The organism is Saccharopolyspora sp. NPDC045941 (assembly GCF_056431445.1).
Genome location: NZ_JBWKKU010000008.1, coordinates 165915 through 185658, shown reverse-complemented (window position 1 = coordinate 185658; position 19744 = coordinate 165915). Strand labels below are relative to the sequence as shown.

The window sequence follows — 19744 nt, the reverse complement described above, 5'->3', positions numbered from 1 at the left end:
GCGCGCCAGGTCACCTTCGCCCGGTCCACCCGCACCAGCCAGGAACGACAGCCTCCATATTGGACATCGATGCGGCGCTACGGCCCTGGACATCATCGTCGCCGATGGGTTCCCGTTCCGGTTCGTCGATGCGAGCGAAACACGCGTTCTTGCCGCTGCGATGTCGAACAGTGCACTCCTTGGCGTGACCCGGAACGATTTGCGGATTCTCCACGTCCAACCGGCGACTGCGGATAGACGGCCTAGGAGGGCAAGACCAGTGTTTGATCACGGTGAGTTCCAGACGTTCTGGGTGGCCTGGGTTGCGCTCATCCTGATCGTCAACATCGTGCAGGCGCGCAGGAGAAAGACCCGGCGCTCCGGGCATTCCTCGACGTTCGGCGGCGACATCGGCAGCGGCTCGACGAGCTACGGCGATACGGGCAGCGGCTCCGACTTCGGCGGATTCAGCTGCAGCGATAGCGGCGGCAGCAGTTCGTCCAGCGGCGACAGTTCCAGTTCCTGCTGAGGCTTGCACAGCCCGGGAGGGGCTGCAGAAACCATGACGATTTCAGGAACGAGACCGCCCTCTCGCGGGCGACCGTGACCGGTCACGGGCCACGAGTCGCACCTGAGCAGGTTCCTGTCCACGAACGGGGAATGATGACTTCGAACGGTTTGCGACGATTGCCGGTTTTTGTGCTGGGCGCGTGCATGCTGGCGGCGTGCTCGTCCGAACAGGACGACACGCCCGGGCGCCCGGCTCCACCCGGGACCGTGCTTCCCATCGGCACGAAAGCACTCGTCGACTACACCGACGGAGACCAGCACGGCACGATCGGCATCACCGTCACCTCCATCGTCCGCGGTGACCGTGCGGACCTCGGACCGGATCCGGGTGCCGAGAGCCGGACGGGCCGAGTGCCGTACTACCTGCACGCCGTGATCAGCAATGAAAGCGATGCCGCATTCGAGGACATGGACGCCGAGACCTTCCTGGGCGCGCAGCCGTCGGACAACTCCGAAACCGCGCACTACTCCGGCGTCATCGAAGGCAAGTGCATCCCCGGACGAGCCACGGGATTCGCAGTTCGGGGCGCCGAGTACGAGGTCTGCAGGATGATCATGGTCAGCCCGACCGCGACGGTCACGGCGACGTACAGCGGCGTGCAGTTCAACACCGGTGAACCACAGCCCGCACAGCACTACGGCAACAACCCGATTCGATGGCAATAGCAAGCTCCTGATTCCGCCGGGCACCATCCGTCCGCTCGCCCTGGCCGCGACCGAGGGCCCGAGCGGGCGTCGCACGCCCCTGTTCGACCAGTGGCACGCGTCGATAACCGCCATCGCCGCCGATCTGGTACGGCGCGCGCGGTGGGCTAGTCGTCGGCAACGCGATCACATCGGCAGATGAACATGGCGCCGATCCCGCCGCGTCGTGAAGCGGAACTGCCGCCGCGGCGTGTCGCCGGGTCGGTCTACAGTGGATATCCGGATTCGATCCATCGCCGGCCCACAGATGCCGTGGGCGCGCCATTGGAATACGACACACCCTCCGTTCATCGCCGTGCCGATGGACATCTAGCGGTGTTCCTGAACTGGAAAGGCCGTGTCCGCACCCGAATCAGACCAACTGTTGGCCACCATCGACGTAGAGCGTGGATCCGCTGATGAACCGGTTGGTGATGACGGCGAGGATCGCTTCGGCGACGTCGTCGGGCGTACCGATACCGCGCACCGGAATCTTGGCCGCCATGGCCTCGAAGGCGGCGCGTTTGCCCTCGGCGTCGGTGATGTGCCGCCACAGGGGCGTGTCCACCCAGCCCGGGGAGACCGTGTTGACCCGGATCGGGGCGAGCGCGACCGCCAGTCCTCGGACCATGGCGTTGAGAGCCCCGTTGACGGTACCTGTGAGCACTCCAGAAGACAGGGGCCGCTCTGCGGCGATGCCGGAGACGAATGTGATGCTCCCGTTCGCTGGCATCGTCGCCGCGGCCCGCTGGGCGAGGAAGAACGGTGCGACGACCTTGGAGCGGAGGACGGTGTCCACGTCCTGTTCGGTGACGTCCTGGACATCGCGGTAGACCAGATCGGCCGCAGTCACGACCAGGTGATCAACACCGCCCGCCGAGGCGAAGAGCAGTTCGCGTCCCTCCGGCCGGGTCATGTCGGCTGCCACGCAGGTGACCTGGTCGTCATCGGCGCAGAAACCGGCGGCAGACTCTTGCAGGCGTTGGTGGTCCCGTCCTGACAGGACCACGTGTGCCCCGTTGCGGTGCAACAATGCCGCGGTGGCTCGCCCCATGCCGGAGCTCGCACCCACCACGATGACGCGTTGATCCTTCAGCCTCATGGTCTCGTCCTCGGTGTGCGGGATCTTCGGCGATCAAGACGATGTGCCGATCGCCGGGTTCTTGATCACGATCGCCGTGCAGGTTCGTCCGGCTCAACCGGCGACACCGAACGAGGCGTTCGGGAAAGCCGAACGCCGCCCGCTTACGCTGACACGATGAACCTCGGTCAGTTGGAGACCTTCCTGGCCGTTTGCCGTGGCGGCGGTGTCACCGCGGCGGCACTGGCCCGCGATCTGGCCTCGTCCTCGGTGTCGGCCCAGGTCCGGGCCTTGGAAAGCGACCTCGGGGTGGTGCTGTTCGAACGCACCTCCGCCGGGATGCGGCCAACGGAGGCAGGTGAGCGTTTGCGGCCGTGGGCCGAACGTCTGCTCGAGCAAGCCGATCAGGCGCGCCGGGAGGTCACGGGTGGTCAGGAGGCGGTAAGGCTTGGTGCGTTGGAAACCCTGGCAGCCACGCGCCTGCCGAGCATCCTGACCCGACTCGCCACGCGTCGACCCGACATCGCGGTCACCGTCCGTGCACTGCGTTCCCGGGAGGAGGTCTTCGCCGGACTCGACACGGGAGAACTCGACGCCGGTTTGCTGTTCGACACCGGCGATTCCCTGGGGGCACTGGGCTTTGCCGCGCCGCTCGGACTTGAGCACTACGACCTGGAATCGGTCCCGCTCGCCGTGGCCGCCGCGACGAACCATCCGCTCGCCCGCCGACGAGATCTCACCCGCGCGGAGGTCGCTGCCCACCAGTTGCTCGTCGCACCACCCGGATGCTCGTTCCGCATGGCCGCAGATCACGTGTTCGGCCCCGACGGACCGCGAACCGAACTCGACAGCATCACGGTCGTGCGGGCATGGGCCGGCCACGGACTCGGCATCGCCGTCCTCCCGGACTTCCTCCTGGACACCGAGCTCGCTCCGGCCGGGCTGATCCGCCTCGACCTCGCCGCCGAGATCCCGCCACTCGTGCTTCGCCTGATCTGGCGGTCCGGTCGCACCGATGACCACCGACTACGCCAGGTCCTCTACGCCGCCAGCGCATGACCCGGCACACTCACCGGGACTGCTGCGCTCAGAGCAAATCGGCAGGGCCGATCTGCAGGTCGGGGCGACGGTCAACCCCTGGTCGCAGGAGATGGCCATGACGTGCTGACCGGTGTGCCCGAACGGGACGCCGGTTCCGCTTCCGGCGTGTTGGAGACCGGCATCCAGGTCGGGTCTGCTCTGGGGCCGGCGCTGCTGGGCACCGTCCATGCCGCCACCGACTCCTTCGTCGGCGGCCTGATGATCAACCTCGCTCTGGCCCTGCTGGCGTTCGCCTTCCTGCCCATGCTCTCGCCTTCGCATGGCAGCCCCTCTTCACGATGAGCGGAAGTCTCTCGGACTTCGGGTACTCCCCCCGGGACCACCCATTCACGTCCAGCATTCCTCTGCGAACGGAGATGCCCGGCCTCCCGATGAGGATTCCTCCGGGGGCACAGTCACGTCTGTCGACGTCAAGGCCCGCTCCTACCGGTCGCCTGCTGCCACTACCGCAGGTCGTACTGGTACAGGTTCCTGCCCATGCGGTGCAACAGCCGGTCTTGCCTGCTGGCCCCCGGACGAAGCACTCCCGGCGGAGGGGCGAAGAACCGGTGTGTCGACCCGGCCGCCAGCGGCGTCTCCGCCAGGTCACGGTAGGTCGCTTCAAGGTTGTCGTCGACCCAGGCGATCACGTCAGGGTCGATGCGGTCGTCGACGGCGAGCGCCCGTGCAAGATCCCAGGCGTGAACGGCGGTGTCTGTGGTGCGCACGGCGAGCGCCTGCGCTGCGGAGATCCGACCCAATGGATAGTCGACCGTGCGGGACAAGGCTCCTGGTGCGCCGAACGCCGCAGCGCACTCCGCAACCGACGCGACGTATGCGGCGACCGGGTCGTCCCCTGTCGCATCGACGTCGCGCAACCGCAGAAATTCCGCGGCGGTGCCGCCGGCCAGCAGGCCGACGTAGTTGAGGTTGCCGCGGGTCATGTGATTGACCAGTCCGAGCACGTCCCATTCCGGGCACGGGGTCGGAGATGTCCATTGATGCGGCCTCACCAGTCGCAATCGCCACTCAAACGCCGCGCTAGCGACGACGAACCATTCAACGTTCTCGTCCACGACCCGAGAATGGCTTCGCCGGACAGTCAGCGCTGGCGGGAATCCGACGCCGCGCCCAGAAGATCTTCATCCACAGGTCTTGACTATTGTGGGTGATCACCTCAGGGTGCGGCCGGAGCAGCATCAGGCATCCTGATCTGACCATGGTCGTCGTCACCCACGAGATGGCTTCGCCCGCAAGGTCGCCGACCGAGCCGTCTTCGTCGACGGCGGCAAGATCGTCGCCGACCTCCCACCGGCGGAGTTCTTCTCCGAACAGCAACGCCAATCCCGCATCCGCGCACAAGGTCCTCGACGCCCACAGCCCGGGCGAACCCCGCAGGGCCTTGCCCGGGCTGAGGTTTCCAGCGCCAATGCACTCAACAGTCCACAAGGGATGATCTTCGGAGAGAACCGTCAGGACGAGTTCATCGACGAAGCGATCCGCTGCTCCTTCCCGGTGAGCTCACGAGCGATGCCCAGTGGTTTCGGCCTGTTACCGCCCGCTGAGCATGTGGGCCGGATTGGTCCGGGTGAGCGTCTCGATCCAGTCGTCGCCGACTCCGAGCACTCGCAGCATCTCGGCGAAAACCGTTGGCACGAATGCGAACCCGTTCCCGCCGTGGCGCGTCCACATCTGCTTCAGGAAGACGTCGTGGCTGAGCAGCACCCGGTGGCCGTGGCCGGCCTCGACGAGCCCCGCGACGGCCGCCGCGCTCACCCGGCTCGCCGGGGCCTCGCCCTCCTTCGGGAACGTGATGTCCATGCCGATCATGTCGAACTCCAGCCAGACCCCGCGGTCGGCGATGCCGACCTGGTAGGCGGTGTCCGCTGCCGACGGGTCCATGTGCGACAGCACCACCCGGCCGGGGTCGACGCCGATCTCGTCGAGCACGATGTCGAGCACCTCGTGCCCACGGCGCTGCCAGCCGGGCAGGTGGATCATGAGCGCCACCTCGGGATGCTCGCGCTGGGCGAGCGCGGCAGCCCGCAACGAGGCCGACTCCGCCGGGGTGAAGTCCGGGGAAACACCGATCTCGCCGATGATCCCCGGCCGCGCCCGGTGCTCGCCGACGCCGCGGGCGAGCTCGTCGCCGATGCTCGCGGCCTGCGCCTCGACCGAGTTCGCCGTGATGCGCTCGCCCTCGAACTTCTCCAGGTAGGCGCCGCAGCCCATGACGATGTTCAGGCCGGTGCGGCGGGCCGCCTCCACCAGCTTGTCGGGGTCGCGGCCGATGGCCGCGCTGCACGTGGCGTCGACGATGGTCCGGCCGCCGACCGCCTGGAAGGCCGCGACTTCGTCGACCACGCCGTCGACCGGCTTGGCGGCCAGGTTGTCCGCGCAGCAGTACGGGTCCTGCCGGAGCGCCCACGCCGCCGATGCGTCGACGGCGCGACCGGGCAGGAACTCGGTGAACCGGTAGCTCGGCGGGTCGAGCACCCCGGACAGGTCGTTGAAGAGGTGCTCGTGCGGCAGGACGAGCCCCAGTTCGCCCGCGGGCACCGGACCTGTGACGGTCTGCACGAACCCGCCGGTCACCGCGCGGCTCCTGGTTCGCCGGCCTGGCGGGAGGGGATCATCCCGATCCCGGCGGCGACCAGCGCGAGCACGGTGCCGATCACGGTGACGAGGTGGATGGGGTGGCCGACCGCGGGCACGACGAGGTCGAGCAGCAGCGAACCGACGAGCTGCCCGGCCACCGAACCCAGCCCGAGCAGGAGCAGGCCGAGACCCCGCACCAGCAGCGCCATGAATCCGATCGACAGCAGTCCCAGCACCCCGCCGGTGTACATCCACCAGGTCGGCGGCAGCGAGAAGTGCGCCGTCCCGATCGCCAGCCGGACCAGCAGGCCCGCCAGCAGGACGACGAAGCCGACCAGGAAGTTGAACGTGATCGACACCAGCATCGAGCCGCTCTCCCGCGCCACCGCCGCGTTGCCCGCCGGCTGCCACCCGGCGAGCAGCCCGGCGGCGAACGGCAGGACGGCGAGCGCGATCGCGTGCGGCACGTGGAAGTTCGGCGAGATCGTGACCGCGGTGGCGGCGACGGCCAGCGCGGCGCCGAGCCCGCGGGCGACCGAGATCGGCTGCTTGACCGTGGCGGTGACGCCGATCCGGTCGCAGATGACCCCGGAGATGATCAGACCCGCGATCAGGGTGATCTGGAAGACCGCCACCCCGAGCACCCCGACCGAGACGCCCTCGGAGAGCACCACCGCGCCGCCGCAGAGACCGGCGAGGTAGTTCCACCAGCCGATGCGGCGGCTGCGGATCAGGCGCGGGATGCCCAGCGCCTGCCGGCGCGTGCCGGGCCGCGCGAACACGATGACGAGCATCAGCAGCAAGCCGCTGCCGAACGAGATCACGGCCGCGCTGTTGCCGTCTCCGACGGTCTCGCCGAGCGCGCCGTTGACCGCTGACTGCAGCGGGCTGAGCATGCCGGCCAGCACCGTGGCGATGACCAGGGCGGTCGTGGTGACGCCGCGGGCCGCCCGGCCGGACGTCGCCGGCGGGGCCACCGGAGGGGCGGGTGTATTGGTCATGGCGGTGCGCACTCCCTAGTTGTCCGTGGTGCACCGGATCAGGTGAGACGGGGGCAAGGCTTGGACGTCGTTGTCGCGCCGAGGCACACCGCGGGTGACGTGGGCAGCCCGGCGGGGCGCGGACCGGGCTACCGGTCGCCGGCCAACCAGGTGACCGCCTGGTGGAACAGCCGACGGTACCCCGGCCACTCCATGAACTCGGTGGGCGCCCAGTGCGGCGAGATGTCCGAGGCGAAGGCGAGGGTCCGGCCGGCTCCTTCGGCGCGCACGGCCAGCAGCGGCCGGGATTCGACCGTGGCGAGCACGGTCGCGTCGGACTTGGCGATCAGCCGCTGGTAACCGAGCAGGATCGGCCACTGCGCGTCCAGGCCCTCGGTGACCGGGTGCGCGGTTCCGGTGAGCTCACCGGCGACGCCTTCGGGGCATTCCACCCGGTCGTCGTAGGGCAGGATCTCGACCGGCAGCACGTCCTCGATCGGCGTGCCGTGGAAGTTCGCCTTGGCCTGGAACCCCTGGAAGCTCAGGTAGCCGCCGGCCATGGCCAGCCCGCCGCCGCCCCGCACCCACTCGGCCAGCACCTTGAGCCGGTTCGGGAAGGGGCGTCCCTGGTTGAACACCTGCGGGTGCAGCAGCAGCGAGTTCGCGCCGATGTCCGACAGGATCACCACGTCGTATTCGTCCAGTTCCGCCGTCGACGCGGGGAAATCGGTCGCCACGGCGTGCGACGGCAGGTGCACCACCTCGTGCCCCTCGGCGCGCAACGCCGCGAGCAACACCTCGGCGCCGATCTCGAGCTGGGCCCGGTCGATGGCATCGAAGCCCTTGACGTCGGTCGTCCGGGCGACCCAGGACTCCCCGGCCAACAGCACCCGACTCAATTCCGCCTCCTGGTGAAAGTATGTTGCGCAAACTTTGCGCTCGATGTTGCGCAAACATAAGCGGGCCTGTTCGGCGCGTCAAGAGCGACCCCCGAAGACTTGCCGATACACTGCGGTCGAGCACTCGACGAAAGGGGCGGCGATGACGTTGACGCGCGTTGCGCAACTTGCGCAAGTGTCGACCTCGACGGCGTCGCGCTACCTGCGCGGCCAGCTGAAGGTGCAGTCCGAAACCGCTGCCCGGATCGACGCCGCAGTCCGGGAGCTGCACTACGAGGTGCGCCCGTCGGCATCCCCGGACGCCGCGCGCGACCACGGGCCGGTCATCGCGCTGATCGTCCCGGAACTGGTCAACCCGTTCTTCGCGGCGCTGGCCGAGGAGATCGCCACGGCCGCCGCGGTCAGCGGCGCCTCGCTCGTCATCGGCGTGACCGGGCGACAGGCGCAGCGCGAAGCCAAGGTGAGCGATTTCGTCGCCGGCGCCGAGGACATCGACGGGATGATCTACGTCGGGATGCACCGGGAGAACCCGCGTCTGCTCCAGGCCATCGCCGACGGGCTACCGGTGGTCGTGCTCGACGAGGAGATCGCCGACACCGCCGGGGTGGACACCATCGGGGTCGACAACTACGGCGGCGCCTACCAGGCGACGGCGTACCTGGCGCAGCTGGGACACCGGCGCATCGCGCACATAGCCGGACCGCGGGAGCTCTCCACCACCCGTGACCGCCTCCGCGGATACCGCGACGCGATGCTGCACGCCGGCCTGGAGGTCGACGAGGACCTGATCCTGCACGGCCCCTACACCGAGCAGTTCGGCGCGAGCACCTTCCCGTACCTCACCGGCGCCGCGCAGCCGCCCACCGCAGTGTTCGTCGGCAGCGACATCGCCGCGGTCGGCGTCCTCGGCGCCGCCGAACTGCACGGCCTGCGCATCCCGGAGGACCTGTCGGTGATCGGCTGCGACGGCATCCGGGTCGGCGAATGGCTGCGCCCGAAGCTCACGACCCTGCAGCAGCCCGTCGCCGACCTGGCCCACGGGGCCCTGGAACTGGTCCACGCCCGCATCGCCGAACCGGAGACCGGCACCGTGCGGCGGACCCTCCCGCTGCAACTTGTCATCCGCGGTTCCGCGACCCCGCCCCAGCACTGACCACGGAGGACCCGTGACCGATCCGATCGCGCTCGCCCAGCAGCTCGTCCGACTCGACACCCGCGCGGCCGGCGAGAAGGCCGCCGCCGACCTGCTCGCCCCGATGCTGACGTCGGCCGGTTTCGAGGTCGCGGTCGACGAACCGCGCCCCGACCGCGCCAACCTGGTCGCCAGGTTCGGCACCGGCACCCCGATCACCCTCACCGGACACCTCGACACGGTGCCGGCCGACCCGGCGACGTGGTCGTTCGACCCGCACAGCGGCGAGATCCACGGCGACCGGCTGCGCGGCCGCGGCAGCAGCGACATGAAGGCCGGCGTGGCGGCGATCGCCGCCGCCGCGATGCACTGTGCCCGCACCAGCCCCGACGACCTGGCCGTGCAGCTGGTGTTCACCTTCGGCGAGGAAACCGGCTGCGAAGGCGCGGCGCTGCTCCCCGGGCTCGCGCCCAGCCCCGCGCTGCTGGTCGCCGAGCCGACCGCCAACCGGATCGTGCTCGGGCACAAGGGAGTCCTGTGGCTGCGGCTGACCGCGCACGGCCGCAGCGCCCACGGATCCCGCCCGGAACTCGGCGAGAACGCCCTCGCCGCACTAGCCGAAACGGCCGTGCGCATCCACCGGCACGCGGGCTGGCCGACCAGCCCGACGCACGGCCCCGCCACGGTCAACGTCGGCGCGTTCCGCTCCGGTGTGCAGCCGAACCTGGTCCCGGACCGGGCCGAGCTGGTGCTCGACATCCGCACCACGCCGGAGTTCACCGCCGCCGAAGCACGTGCCGCGATCGGCGAGCTCGCGCTGCCCGGTACGGACTTCGCCACCGAGCTGGACCTGCCCGGCGTCGCCACCGACCCCGAGAACCCGTTGGCGCGCACCATCATCGACGCCCTGCGCCCGTCAGATTCCGGCCGACGCCCCGAGTACGCCACGTACTTCACCGACGCCTCGGTGCTGGCCACCGCCCTCGGTTCGCCCGCGGTCGTCATCTACGGCCCGGGCGACCCCGATCAGGCGCACGTCACCGACGAGACGTGCTCCGTCACGGCGATCCGCGAAGCGACCGAGGCGCTGACCCGGCTGCTCACCACGTGGCGCTAGGTCGCGATGGACCGTGCGGCTGCGAAATTTCTCGTCCGAGCACGACATCGCCGTGGTCGCCGAGTGCTCGCTGGGATTGTCGATTCCGCAATCCAGGGCGGCCGAACCCTTGATCTTGTGGCTGACTCCCTGAGAATCGAAACACATGGACTCCCCGAACAGCGACCCCGACACCGGTAACCGCAGCCGGCGGCGGAACATCCGGCTGGCCCTGAAGCCACGACAGCTCACCGCCGACACGAAACGCGGCGTGGGCGCGACGTTGTTCGCCGTGGTGATGCTGGTGGCGGCAACCCTGATCGATCCTGCCGCGTTGTTCCGCGACGGCCAGCCCCTGTACAAAGCCGCTGCGATCGGGGGTGCGATCGTGTTCGTCGCGCTGGGATCGGTCGCCGTGCAGAGCCTCGCGAGGGAAGCGGGCCGCCGCGCCAGGGTTCGGCTCAGCGCAAGCCATGCCGGGGCGATCCGATTGGTCATCTCCCTGGCCGGTTATGCCCTCGTCGCGGTCCTGACGCTGGGAGAGCTGGGCGTGCGCGTGGACCAACTCCTCCTCGGCGGCGCCGTCACCGGGGTGATCATCGGAATCGCGGCACAGCAGTCGCTCGGCAACGTGTTCGCCGGCCTGATGCTCGCCACCGCGCGCCCTTTCAACGTCGGCGACCACCTGATCGTCCACTCGGGGACGCTCGGTGGGCCCTTGGAAGGCCGCGTAGCCGAAGTGGGCCTCGTCTACCTGACGCTGGAAAGCGACGACGGCATGATCAAGCTGCCCAACACCGCCGTCCTCAACTCCGCCATCGCGCCCAACAACGGGATCCATGCGCCGCGAACCGACCGGCCGAACGCCTCCACCGACACCGAACGAAGCGCAAGCAGATCGGAACCGTGCCGATGCGGGGAGTCGTCGTGATCGGCGAAGGGCGAGAACGGCGAGGCCCCGATGCCGTTCAACGGCGAGGAGATCGGCGCAGGACGAGGTCATGGGCTGCCCTCAGGATCCGGCGACCGGTACCGCCGCCCGTTTCCTCCGCCCCGGGGAGCGGGCGAGCCCCAGGGCGGGGAGCGCTACCCGCGAACTGCATCGCCCGGTACGGCCAGTTCTGCTCGGTGTTCCACTGGCTGACGACCAGGTGCAGATCGTCCAGCGTCGAGCCGGGCACGATGTAACCGCCGTAGAGCTGCGCGACATGCCCGCTGCCGTGGTTCTCGCCGTGCCACGAGCAGCCCTGCAGCACAGTGCTGCGGACCGCTTCGTACAGATTCGACGTCGGCCCGTCGAGGTTCATCACGTCGATGCGGTAGTTGCCGGCATCGAAGAACGACAACAACCAACGATCGTCGACACGGCGCAGGCACAGTTCACCGTAGGCACCGGTGAGCGCGATGGTCGGCGGATTTCCCCACGCCCAGACGCCATCGCGGAAACCCCAGCCCTCCCACGCACGGGGATCGGTGAGGCGGTCGGCCGGGACGCGTTGCAGGACCAGGCCCTTGTCCCGCTGGAACCCGGTCGAGAAGGCGTAGACGTAGCCGTCGTCGCCCAGTTCCCAGGTCAACATCTGGAACAGACCGCCGTGGTGGTCGCCGGGCCACCACGCACCGGTGTGCGCCCAGGACTCACCGTTATCGGTCGAGCGGTGCACCTCGGTCCAGTGGACGTTGCCGAGCCCCTCGCACACCATCACGTGCAGGTACATCTCGTCGCCGATGGTGATGACGTCGGTCGGGATCACGGTGCCCACGCGCCGCCCGCGGACCATCGAGTCGTGGCGGTACGGCAGCACCTGTTCGGCGTACGGGTGCGCGCCGGTCGAACCGGTCCACCTGATCCCCGACGTGGCGGTCCGCGGATCGCCGAACAGCACGACTGGCGACCGCCAGCCGGGCCCGCCCACCCCCGCCCGCTCGAACGTGTCGCCGAACACCGACACCAGCCGCCCGTCCGGCGCGACGGCGGTGACCCCGAGGTCGGTACCCCCGATCCCGAAACCGTCCGTGAGCCCCGGCCCGGTCAGATCCTTCACCTTGCGCACCAGCGCTCGCACCTCATCCCGCAGTCCGTCGGCCGATCCGTGCGCACCTCCGCGACACCGCGGCAGCCGCACCCACCTCCGACTGTAGGTGCCACACCGCGAGGGGTGCGACGGCCGCCGCGGCGTGCTCGACTGCCGGATTCGGCGCATGACACCTACGCGCCAGCTGCGTGGGAGCCAAGTGACTCGGAAAGGGCCTGCGTTCTGCCTACGCCTGAGTAGTTCGGTCAGGACGTCATGACGGTGAAAGGCCGAGGTCGGCGAAGCCTTGTGGCGCCCGCTCGTCGGCATGGCCGCATGTGGGCGCACTCGACTGGATCGCCGAGCGCCCCGGGTCGACGGTCTCGGCTCATCTCCCGCGCAGTTCGAGCGCGACCGCGCCGAGCACCAAGGCGCCCCCGACGAACGCACCGGCCCAGAGCGACTCGCCGAACGCGGTCGCGCCGATCGCGGCGCCGACGAGCGGCGTGATGTAGGCGTAGGTGCTGACCAGCGGGGCCGGTGCGCTCTCCAACAGGCGCGTGTAGAGCATGAAACCGACGAGCGAGTCGAAGACGAGCAGAAACACCGCCGCCCCAGCCGAGGCCCAGCTGACGTCCGACCACCGGGCCGGGGCGAATTCACCGAGCGACAACGCAATCAGCAGCAACACGGTCCCACCGGCGAGCAGCTGAACCGCGCTGGCGACCACTCGATCAACCGTCCCGGCGACGTTCGCCATCAACAGGCTCCCCGCAGCCCACAGGATCGGCGCAACGCAGAAAGCCGCGACCGCCCACGGCGCCCCGCCGATCGCACTACCCGGCGCCGTCAGAACCACGACCACGATGCCACCGAAACCCGCCACGAGGCGCACCCGCGACGCGACCGATACACGGGTTCCGATCAACCCGCTCAGGAGCACCACCCACAGCGGGATCGCCGCAGCGAGGATCGCCCCGAGACTGGCGGTCACAGCGGTCAGCGCGACCGTGGCGAGCCCCTGCCCGCCCACCAGCAGCAGCACACCGGCAACCGCCAGGTGCCGCACTTGCACCCGAGTAGGCCGGGGACGCCCACGCGCGACAACAGCGAGCACGACCCCGCCGAGCAAGAAGATCAGCGCCGCCCCACCGAGCGGCGGCACGCTGTCGACCATCAGCTTCATCGCCGGAATCGCCGAGCCCCAGCACGCGTAGAGCGCGAGCAGCAGGAACACAGTGCGATCAGGAGGCGCCACGCCAGTCCGCCCACCACCCCGGCGCTGCACAATTCTGCCGATGATCAAACCGAAGCTCCTCACGATCTGCCAGTCCACATCATCCGTCGGTTTGGACGCCCACATCGCTTCATCGACCAAACAGGTGATCATGGTCCCTTCGGCGCTCGGCAGGCGTTCCGGCCAACGCGCGCTCGTCCGCGTACTCGCGCCGCCGAGGTCCGTCGACAATCACCGCACGTGAAGCCCCTGGCGTACTGGTTGATCTCGATCGACAACCCTTCCACCAGGGGCTTCACCCATGTCTGCCGCCGGCCGACCCGAGATCACCCGGCCGGGCCGGCAAGGAGCATCACATCATTTCCAGTACCAGCAGGGAGTACTTCACGTTCGATTCTTCGTACGATTCCCTGATGCTCATTCCCGCCGTTTTCAGCAATTCATCGAGCTCGTCGATCGTGAACTTGTGCGACGTATCGACGGTCACGACCTCGCCCGCCCCGATAACCCCGCGAAGATTCAAGTCGGCAAGGAAGAATTCGACGTCAGCCCTTGGCCAGATCCGCGCTTCCATGCGGCGGGCATCCGTGTTGTACACCAACCTACTATCGAACACGGACGGATCGAAGTCGCCATCGAATGCACGATTCAGGGACGTCAGCCTATTGGTCAAGAAATTGTGCCACAGATCGACCCCAGGCGGATCGTTGTACGCCTTCTCAAGTACCGAGCGGGGTTTGTCGAAATCGACACCGACCACCAGGAGATCACCGCGGCGGCCCGCGGATCTTATATCCGCCAGCAGTTCGCGCCGCTTCTGCTCGCTCATGTTCCCCAGCGAGCTGCCCATGAACAGGAAGAGTCGCGATGCTTCCGGCCGCCGCCCGACGACGCTCAGACTACTGTGGTAGTCACCGGCGATGGGCCAAATATCGAGGGCTTCGATAGAATCAGAAAGCCGATCGGACGTCCGCTTCAGCATTTCTTCCGACACATCGATCGGCACATACCTCAGCGGCGCTTGCGACTTGACGACCATTCGATTCAACAACAGTTCGGATTTCGTGGCCGTACCGCAGCCCAATTCGACTACTTCGTCCACCTCTGCAAGATCACAAATAGCATCGACATTGCGCTTCAGCAGTGCCCATTCAGCGTGATACGGGTAGTAAGTTTCCAAGTCGCAGATCTCCGCGTACAGATCCGATCCCCGTTCGTCATACCCATATACGGTCGGGATCACGCGCGGAGCTTCCGAAAGACCCGCCACCAGGTCCCGGGTCTCGCTCGTCGCATCATCCACCCGCACATCGACCAGATCATTGACTGCACCCATCAAGGCCATCCAATACATAGATTCTCACCAGGACGAACACGCCATCATTGATCTCGCTATTCAGAACCACATCCTCGTCGGTCGAGGATCGCCAGCACGTGCTCCAGAAGCCGTGCGGCCTGTTCCTGCGGATCACCGTCATCGGGCCGCAGGACGACGTCGGCGGACCCCGGCGGCTCGTACGGGTCGTCGACACCGGTGAAGCCGCGGATGCCACCGTCCCTGGCCTTCGCGTACAGGCCCTTCGGATCACGGGACTCGCACACCGGCAGCGGGGTATCGACGAAGACCTCGACGAACGGGATTCCGGCGCTGTCGTGCGCTTGCCGGACGCGGTCCCGGTCACGTCGGTACGGACTGATCAGAGCGGCGACCGAGACGACACCGGCGTCGGCGAACAGCTGGGAGACCGCGCCCACTCGCCGGACGTTCTCGCTGCGGTCGTCGGCGCCGAAGCCGAGATCGGCGTTGAGGCCGTGCCGGAGGTTGTCCCCGTCGAGCAGGTACGCCGGTCGGCCCGACGCCACCAGGAGTCGCTCGAGTTCCGCGCCGACGCTGGACTTGCCCGAACCGGAAAGCCCGGTCAACCACACCGTCATCCCCCTGCTTCCGCGTTCGGCGCGGCCGAGCGATGTGTCGTGCCAGACAACCGAGGACTGCCGCCGGACGGCGTCGGTGATCATGCCGGCCGCGATGGTGTTGTTGGTGGCGTCGTCGATCAGGATGAAGCTGCCGGTCTCGCGGTTGCGCCGGTACGGGTCGAACATCAGCGGCTGCTGGGTCTCCAGCCGGACCCGGCCGATGTCGTTGAGCGCCAACGAATCCGCAGCGGTGTCGCGGTGGAGGGTGTTGACGTCGAGACGGTAGGTCAGGTCCCGCACGACCGCCTTGGTGGCGCGCGTCGTGTGGTGCAGCGTGTAGCGGGAGTGCGGGCTCAGCACCGACTCGTCGGTCAGCCAGCACACCATCGCGTCGAACTCGTGCCCGACGTGGGGCCGGTTGCCCGGACGGCAGATCATGTCGCCCCGGCTCACGTCGACCTGGTCGGCCAGCCGCAGGCTGACCGCCTGCGAAGCGAACGCCTCGGCGAGCGGTTCGCCGCCGGGCCCGAAGACCTCCCGCACGGTGGTGCCGAGGCCGGAGGGCAGCACGACCACCTCGTCCCCCGGCCGCAGGACGCCACCGGTCAGCGTGCCCGCGTATCCGCGCTCCTCGCCGGTCACCTGCTGCGGGCGAACGACGTACTGCACCGGGAACCGGGTGTCGATCAGGTTGCGGTCGGAGGCCACGTGGACCTCTTCGAGGTGGTGCAACAGGGACGTCCCCTCGTACCAGGGCATGCTGCCGCCCCGGTCGACGACGTTGTCGCCGTGCAGGGCCGACATCGGCACGAACGTCAGGTCGGGAACGTCCAGCTTCGCCGCGACGCGCTCGAACTCAGCCCTGATCTCGGCGAACCGCTGCTGCGAGAAGTCGACCAGATCCATCTTGTTCACGCACACGACGAAGTGCGGGATCGCCAGCAGGCTGGCCAGGAACGCGTGCCGCCTGGCCTGCTCCACGACGCCCGTGGACGCGTCGATGAGGATCAGCGCGAGATCGGCGGTGGAAGCCCCGGTCACCATGTTGCGGGTGTACTGGACGTGACCGGGGGTGTCGGCGATGATGAACTTCCGCCGCGGCGTGGCGAAGTACCGGTAGGCGACGTCGATCGTGATGCCCTGCTCGCGCTCGGCGCGCAGGCCGTCGGTCACCATCGCGAGGTTGGGCCGGCCGTCGCCGGAGTCGCGCCCGGCCGCCTCCAGCGCCGCGTACTGGTCGGTGAACAGCGCCTTGGAGTCGTACAGCAACCGCCCGATGAGGGTGGACTTGCCGTCGTCGACGCTGCCCGCGGTGGCGATGCGCACGAGCTCGGTCATCAGAAGTACCCCTCCCTCTTCCGGTCCTCCATGCCCGACTCCGAGATCCGGTCGTCGGCGCGGGTCGCACCTCGTTCGGAGACCCGGGTCGCGGCGACCTCGGCGACGACCGCGCCAGGAGTGTCCGCTGTGGACTCCACGCATCCCGTGCACGTGGCGTCCCCGACGGTGCGGAACCGCACCCGGGCGGTGAACGGTTCCTCGCCGTCGAGCAGGTGGAGGAACCTGGTGCGGGCCAACAGCATTCCGTCTCGCTCGACGACCTCGCGGTCGTGGGCGTAGTACAGCGGCGGTAGCTCGATGCCCTCGTCCATGATGTAGGTCCAGATGTCGAGCTCGGTCCAGTTCGACAGCGGAAACACCCGGATGTGCTCGCCCTTGTGGTGCCGCCCGTTGTAGAGGTTCCACAGCTCCGGCCGCTGGTTGCGCGGATCCCACTGCCCGAACTCGTCGCGGAAGCTGAACACCCGCTCCTTCGCCCTGGCCTTCTCCTCGTCGCGCCGCGCACCGCCGAACACCGCGCCCAGATCGTGCTCGGCGATGCCCCTGAGCAGCGCGACGGTCTGCAGCCGGTTCCGGCTCGCGCGCGGACCGGTCTCCTCCGCCACCCGCCCCGCGTCGATGTCGTCCTGGACGTGGCTGACCAGCAGTCGCACGCCGAGCCGGTCGACCGTGCGATCCCGGAACTCGATGACCTCGTCGAAGTTGTGACCGGTGTCGACGTGCATCACCGGGAACGGCAGGGGCCCCGGCCAGAACGCCTTGGCCGCCAGGTGCAGCATCACCACCGAGTCCTTGCCGCCGGAGAACAGCAGCGCCGGACGGGCGCAGGTGGCCGCCACCTCCCGGAAGACGTGGACCACCTCCGCCTCCAGCATCCGCAGATGCGACATCGCGTAGGTCCCGATCATCGTCAGACCTGCCCTTCCCAAGCCGAAGCGGGCTCTCACGTCCTGGCCAGCAGGGCGCCACCGTTGACGTGGACGACCTGACCGGTGATGAATCCCGCGTCGGGCGCCGCCAGGGTGCAGACCACGGCCGCGACCTCCGCGGGTGAACCGCCGCGGTTCATCGGGGACAACCGGGACCGGCCCGCGTGGAACTCCGGCGACATCCGGTCTCCGTAGAATTCGGTGCCGGTCACGTAACCCGGCGCCACCACGTTGACCGTCACGTCGTCCGGCGCCAGCTTCGCGGCCAACTCCGCCGACCACGGATGCAGCGCCGCCTTCGCCCCGCCGTAGGTCGCCGGGCCGCGCACCGCCGCCACGGAGCCGACCGTGACGATCCGCCCCTTCGGCCGCCGGATCGACGGCAGGAGCGCCTGGGTGAGCAGGACCGCGGGAAGCACGTTGCCGCGCACGTTGGCCAGCCACGCGTCCCGCATCCCGTCGAGATCGTCGACCCGGTTCGGATCGGCGTTGCCGCCCGCGTTGTTGACCAGGACGTCGACCTGCCTGCCGGCACCGACGATCTCGGCGGCGGCCCGGCGCACGTCGCCGGGTTCGCTCAGGTCCGCCACGACGCTGCGCACCGCGCGGTCACCGATCGCCTCCACCGCTATCGCGAGGCGATCGGCCCGCCTGCCGATGATGACGACCTCGTCCCCGTCGCCGGCCAGGTGCTTCGCCACCGCCAACCCGATTCCGGTCGCCCCGCCGGAGACCACCGCCAACCTGCTCATCCCGGGTATCCCCTTCCACCGCTTCAGAAGTTCTGCCGAGCGCTGTCGGTGCCGAGCCGCTTGCGGGCCTCGGCGACCATCTGCAACGTCAATTCGGGCGACTCGCCGAGGTAATGGGTGGCCTCGAAGATCCGGTCCTGCTCGTGCGCGCTGAACCGCTCGGTGATCGCGGCATCGTCGGCTGCGAGCTTGCGGACGGGGATTCCCAGGTCGCGAGCGCGCTGGGTCAGCTCGTAGACGAACTCGTGCGCGTCCTGCTTGCCGATGTGCTCGCCCAGGGCGAACATCAGCCGTTCCGACATCACCTGGCCGTTGACTGTCTCGACGTTCGCGGCGAGCCGGTCGGAGTGCACGATGAGCCCGCCGACGATCTCGCGGAGGATCTCGGCCGCCGCCAGGGCGTAGTGCGAGACGTCCGGAACACACGCCCACTCCAGCCGCAGCGATCTGGCGTCGCGCTCGTGGTCGCCGACCATCCCGGTCAGCGCTAGCCCGGCCTGCGCGGCGGCGAGCCTGGCCATCACCACGACCTGCTCGCAGCGTTCGGGATTCCGCTTGTGCGGCATGGTGCTGCTGCCGACCTTGCCCGCGATCCACGCCTCCTCGACCTCGCCGAACTCCGGCCGCGACAGGGTGCGGATCTCGTCGGCGATGCGAGCCAGCGTGCCGGTGATCATCGCCAGCCCGCTGACGAACTCGACGACCCGGTCGCGCGCCACGTGCCAGCCGATCGCCGGAACCGACAGCCCGAGGCGCTCGGCGAAGCGCCGGAGGGTTTCCCGCCCCCGGCCGTCGAAGCTCGCCATCGTTCCCGCCCCGCCGAACAACTGCGCCACCAGCACCCGCTCGCGCATCTGCTCGACGCGGTCGCGGTGGCGCAGCAGTTCGTCGATCCAGCTCGCGGCCTTCAGGCCGAAGGCCATCGGGAGCGCGGGCTGGGCATGCGTGCGGCCGAGCGCGACGGTCTGGGAGTGCTGCTCGGCGACGTCGATCAGGCAGGCGGTGATCTCGTCCAGGAGCGGCAGCAGCACGTCCAGGACGTCCCGCGCCTCCAGGGACTGGCCGGTGTCCTGGATGTCCTGCGTGGTGGCGCCGTAGTGGATGAACTGCCCGGCCGGATCTCCGCACGCCGCTTCGAAAACGCGAAGCAGCCCGACCAGCGAATGCCCGGCCCGCAAGGTCTCCTCCCGCACTCGGTCCAGGTCCACCACTCCGACCCGCGCCGACCGGGCGATCTGGTCGGCGACGTCCTGCGGAATCACGCCGAGGTCGGCCTGGGCCAGCGCCAGCGCTGCCTCGATGTCCAGCCAGCGCTGCTTCCGGCAGGTGTCGCAGAAGATGCGGCGGCTGTCGTCGGTCGCATAGCGGTTTCCGTAGAACCGCGAGTCGGTGATGTGCCCGCGTTCGTGCCGGCAGTCCTCCACCGCGTGCTGCCCATCGTCCTGCATCGTGCG

20 protein-coding genes are annotated in these 19744 nt (G+C 68.8%); 7 read left to right on the top strand and 13 right to left on the bottom strand.

Annotated elements, in window-relative coordinates; translation table 11 throughout:
• Positions 1-259 precede the first annotated feature (259 nt).
• Both AC07FN_RS09100 and AC07FN_RS09095 read left to right on the top strand, forming a co-directional pair.
• Positions 260-508, top strand: coding sequence for a hypothetical protein (locus AC07FN_RS09100; protein WP_478395145.1), 249 nt, complete (start codon positions 260-262; stop codon positions 506-508).
• A 158-nt stretch (positions 509-666) separates the two neighbouring features.
• Positions 667-1215 carry a hypothetical protein gene (locus tag AC07FN_RS09095; RefSeq protein WP_478395144.1) on the top strand — a complete coding sequence of 183 codons (549 nt, stop codon included), beginning with the start codon at positions 667-669 and terminating at the stop codon, positions 1213-1215.
• Between the two features lie 391 nt (positions 1216-1606).
• Here AC07FN_RS09095 and AC07FN_RS09090 read toward each other — a convergent pair whose 3' ends face one another.
• Positions 1607-2335 carry an SDR family oxidoreductase gene (locus AC07FN_RS09090; RefSeq protein WP_478395143.1) on the bottom strand — a complete coding sequence of 243 codons (729 nt, stop codon included), beginning with the start codon at positions 2333-2335 and terminating at the stop codon, positions 1607-1609.
• 156 nt (positions 2336-2491) lie between these two features.
• On the opposite strand from AC07FN_RS09090, the gene AC07FN_RS09085 reads away from it, so the two are divergent.
• Both AC07FN_RS09085 and AC07FN_RS09080 read left to right on the top strand, forming a co-directional pair.
• Positions 2492-3373, top strand: a complete 882-nt coding sequence (locus tag AC07FN_RS09085; protein ID WP_478395142.1) for a LysR family transcriptional regulator — start codon at positions 2492-2494, stop codon at positions 3371-3373.
• 102 nt (positions 3374-3475) lie between these two features.
• Positions 3476-3697 (top strand): hypothetical protein, encoded by a 222-nt coding sequence (locus AC07FN_RS09080; protein WP_478395141.1) that lies wholly within the window; start codon positions 3476-3478, stop codon positions 3695-3697.
• Positions 3698-3858: 161 nt separating this feature from the next.
• Here AC07FN_RS09080 and AC07FN_RS09075 read toward each other — a convergent pair whose 3' ends face one another.
• From AC07FN_RS09075 to AC07FN_RS09055, 5 genes are all read right to left on the bottom strand, one after another.
• Positions 3859-4470, bottom strand: a complete 612-nt coding sequence (locus AC07FN_RS09075) for a TIGR03086 family metal-binding protein (RefSeq protein ID WP_478395140.1) — start codon at positions 4468-4470, stop codon at positions 3859-3861.
• Positions 4454-4738 (bottom strand): hypothetical protein, encoded by a 285-nt coding sequence (locus AC07FN_RS09070; protein ID WP_478395139.1) that lies wholly within the window; start codon positions 4736-4738, stop codon positions 4454-4456. The genes AC07FN_RS09075 and AC07FN_RS09070 overlap by 17 nt, the downstream gene beginning before the upstream one ends.
• Before the next feature lie 207 nt (positions 4739-4945).
• A complete protein-coding gene (locus AC07FN_RS09065; protein ID WP_478395138.1) occupies positions 4946-5989 on the bottom strand; it encodes a phosphotriesterase family protein in 1044 nt (347 codons plus the stop codon).
• Positions 5986-6993 carry a DMT family transporter gene (locus AC07FN_RS09060; RefSeq protein WP_452615418.1) on the bottom strand — a complete coding sequence of 336 codons (1008 nt, stop codon included), beginning with the start codon at positions 6991-6993 and terminating at the stop codon, positions 5986-5988. Before AC07FN_RS09060 ends, AC07FN_RS09065 begins: the two co-directional genes overlap by 4 nt.
• Positions 6994-7121: 128 nt before the next feature.
• Complete coding sequence (locus AC07FN_RS09055; protein WP_478395171.1) at positions 7122-7862, bottom strand: glutamine amidotransferase; 741 nt, start codon at positions 7860-7862, stop codon at positions 7122-7124.
• 52 nt (positions 7863-7914) lie between these two features.
• On the opposite strand from AC07FN_RS09055, the gene AC07FN_RS09050 reads away from it, so the two are divergent.
• The 3 genes from AC07FN_RS09050 to AC07FN_RS09040 all read left to right on the top strand — a co-directional run bounded on the left by AC07FN_RS09050 (position 7915) and on the right by AC07FN_RS09040 (position 11030).
• Complete coding sequence (locus tag AC07FN_RS09050) at positions 7915-9024, top strand: LacI family DNA-binding transcriptional regulator (protein WP_478395137.1); 1110 nt, start codon at positions 7915-7917, stop codon at positions 9022-9024.
• Between the two features lie 13 nt (positions 9025-9037).
• On the top strand, positions 9038-10120 hold the full coding sequence (locus tag AC07FN_RS09045; RefSeq protein WP_478395136.1) for a M20 family metallopeptidase: 1083 nt from the start codon (positions 9038-9040) through the stop codon (positions 10118-10120).
• Between the two features lie 250 nt (positions 10121-10370).
• On the top strand, positions 10371-11030 hold the full coding sequence (locus tag AC07FN_RS09040) for a mechanosensitive ion channel family protein (protein WP_478395135.1): 660 nt from the start codon (positions 10371-10373) through the stop codon (positions 11028-11030).
• A 37-nt stretch (positions 11031-11067) separates the two neighbouring features.
• Here AC07FN_RS09040 and AC07FN_RS09035 read toward each other — a convergent pair whose 3' ends face one another.
• The 7 genes from AC07FN_RS09035 to AC07FN_RS09005 all read right to left on the bottom strand — a co-directional run bounded on the left by AC07FN_RS09035 (position 11068) and on the right by AC07FN_RS09005 (position 19738).
• Positions 11068-12153: a DUF4185 domain-containing protein gene (locus AC07FN_RS09035; protein ID WP_478395134.1), complete on the bottom strand. Its 1086-nt coding sequence runs from the start codon at positions 12151-12153 to the stop codon at positions 11068-11070.
• A 349-nt stretch (positions 12154-12502) separates the two neighbouring features.
• Positions 12503-13372: an EamA family transporter gene (locus tag AC07FN_RS09030; protein WP_478395133.1), complete on the bottom strand. Its 870-nt coding sequence runs from the start codon at positions 13370-13372 to the stop codon at positions 12503-12505.
• A gap of 331 nt (positions 13373-13703) precedes the next feature.
• Positions 13704-14687, bottom strand: coding sequence for an L-histidine N(alpha)-methyltransferase (locus tag AC07FN_RS09025; protein WP_478395132.1), 984 nt, complete (start codon positions 14685-14687; stop codon positions 13704-13706).
• Between the two features lie 56 nt (positions 14688-14743).
• On the bottom strand, positions 14744-16606 hold the full coding sequence (gene cysC, locus AC07FN_RS09020) for an adenylyl-sulfate kinase (RefSeq protein ID WP_478395131.1): 1863 nt from the start codon (positions 16604-16606) through the stop codon (positions 14744-14746).
• On the bottom strand, positions 16606-17517 hold the full coding sequence (gene cysD / locus AC07FN_RS09015) for a sulfate adenylyltransferase subunit CysD (RefSeq protein ID WP_478395130.1): 912 nt from the start codon (positions 17515-17517) through the stop codon (positions 16606-16608). The genes cysC and cysD overlap by 1 nt, the downstream gene beginning before the upstream one ends.
• Positions 17518-17552: 35 nt before the next feature.
• On the bottom strand, positions 17553-18290 hold the full coding sequence (locus tag AC07FN_RS09010) for an SDR family NAD(P)-dependent oxidoreductase (protein ID WP_478395129.1): 738 nt from the start codon (positions 18288-18290) through the stop codon (positions 17553-17555).
• Between the two features lie 23 nt (positions 18291-18313).
• The gene (locus AC07FN_RS09005; protein ID WP_478395128.1) at positions 18314-19738 is read right to left on the bottom strand and encodes a class-II fumarase/aspartase family protein; all 1425 of its coding nucleotides are present in this window, start codon (positions 19736-19738) and stop codon (positions 18314-18316) included.
• Between the last annotated feature and the right edge of the window lie 6 nt (positions 19739-19744).

Coding starts and splice junctions, on each gene's coding strand:
- AC07FN_RS09090 (WP_478395143.1), bottom strand. CDS start 2,335: ATGAGGCTGAAGGATCAACGCGTCATCGTGGTGGGTGCGAGCTCCGGC.
- AC07FN_RS09085 (WP_478395142.1), top strand. CDS start 2,492: ATGAACCTCGGTCAGTTGGAGACCTTCCTGGCCGTTTGCCGTGGCGGC.
- AC07FN_RS09060 (WP_452615418.1), bottom strand. CDS start 6,993: ATGACCAATACACCCGCCCCTCCGGTGGCCCCGCCGGCGACGTCCGGC.
- AC07FN_RS09050 (WP_478395137.1), top strand. CDS start 7,915: ATGTTGCGCAAACATAAGCGGGCCTGTTCGGCGCGTCAAGAGCGACCC.
- AC07FN_RS09025 (WP_478395132.1), bottom strand. CDS start 14,687: ATGGGTGCAGTCAATGATCTGGTCGATGTGCGGGTGGATGATGCGACG.
- cysC (WP_478395131.1), bottom strand. CDS start 16,606: ATGACCGAGCTCGTGCGCATCGCCACCGCGGGCAGCGTCGACGACGGC.
- cysD (WP_478395130.1), bottom strand. CDS start 17,517: ATGATCGGGACCTACGCGATGTCGCATCTGCGGATGCTGGAGGCGGAG.
- AC07FN_RS09010 (WP_478395129.1), bottom strand. CDS start 18,290: ATGAGCAGGTTGGCGGTGGTCTCCGGCGGGGCGACCGGAATCGGGTTG.
- AC07FN_RS09005 (WP_478395128.1), bottom strand. CDS start 19,738: ATGCAGGACGATGGGCAGCACGCGGTGGAGGACTGCCGGCACGAACGC.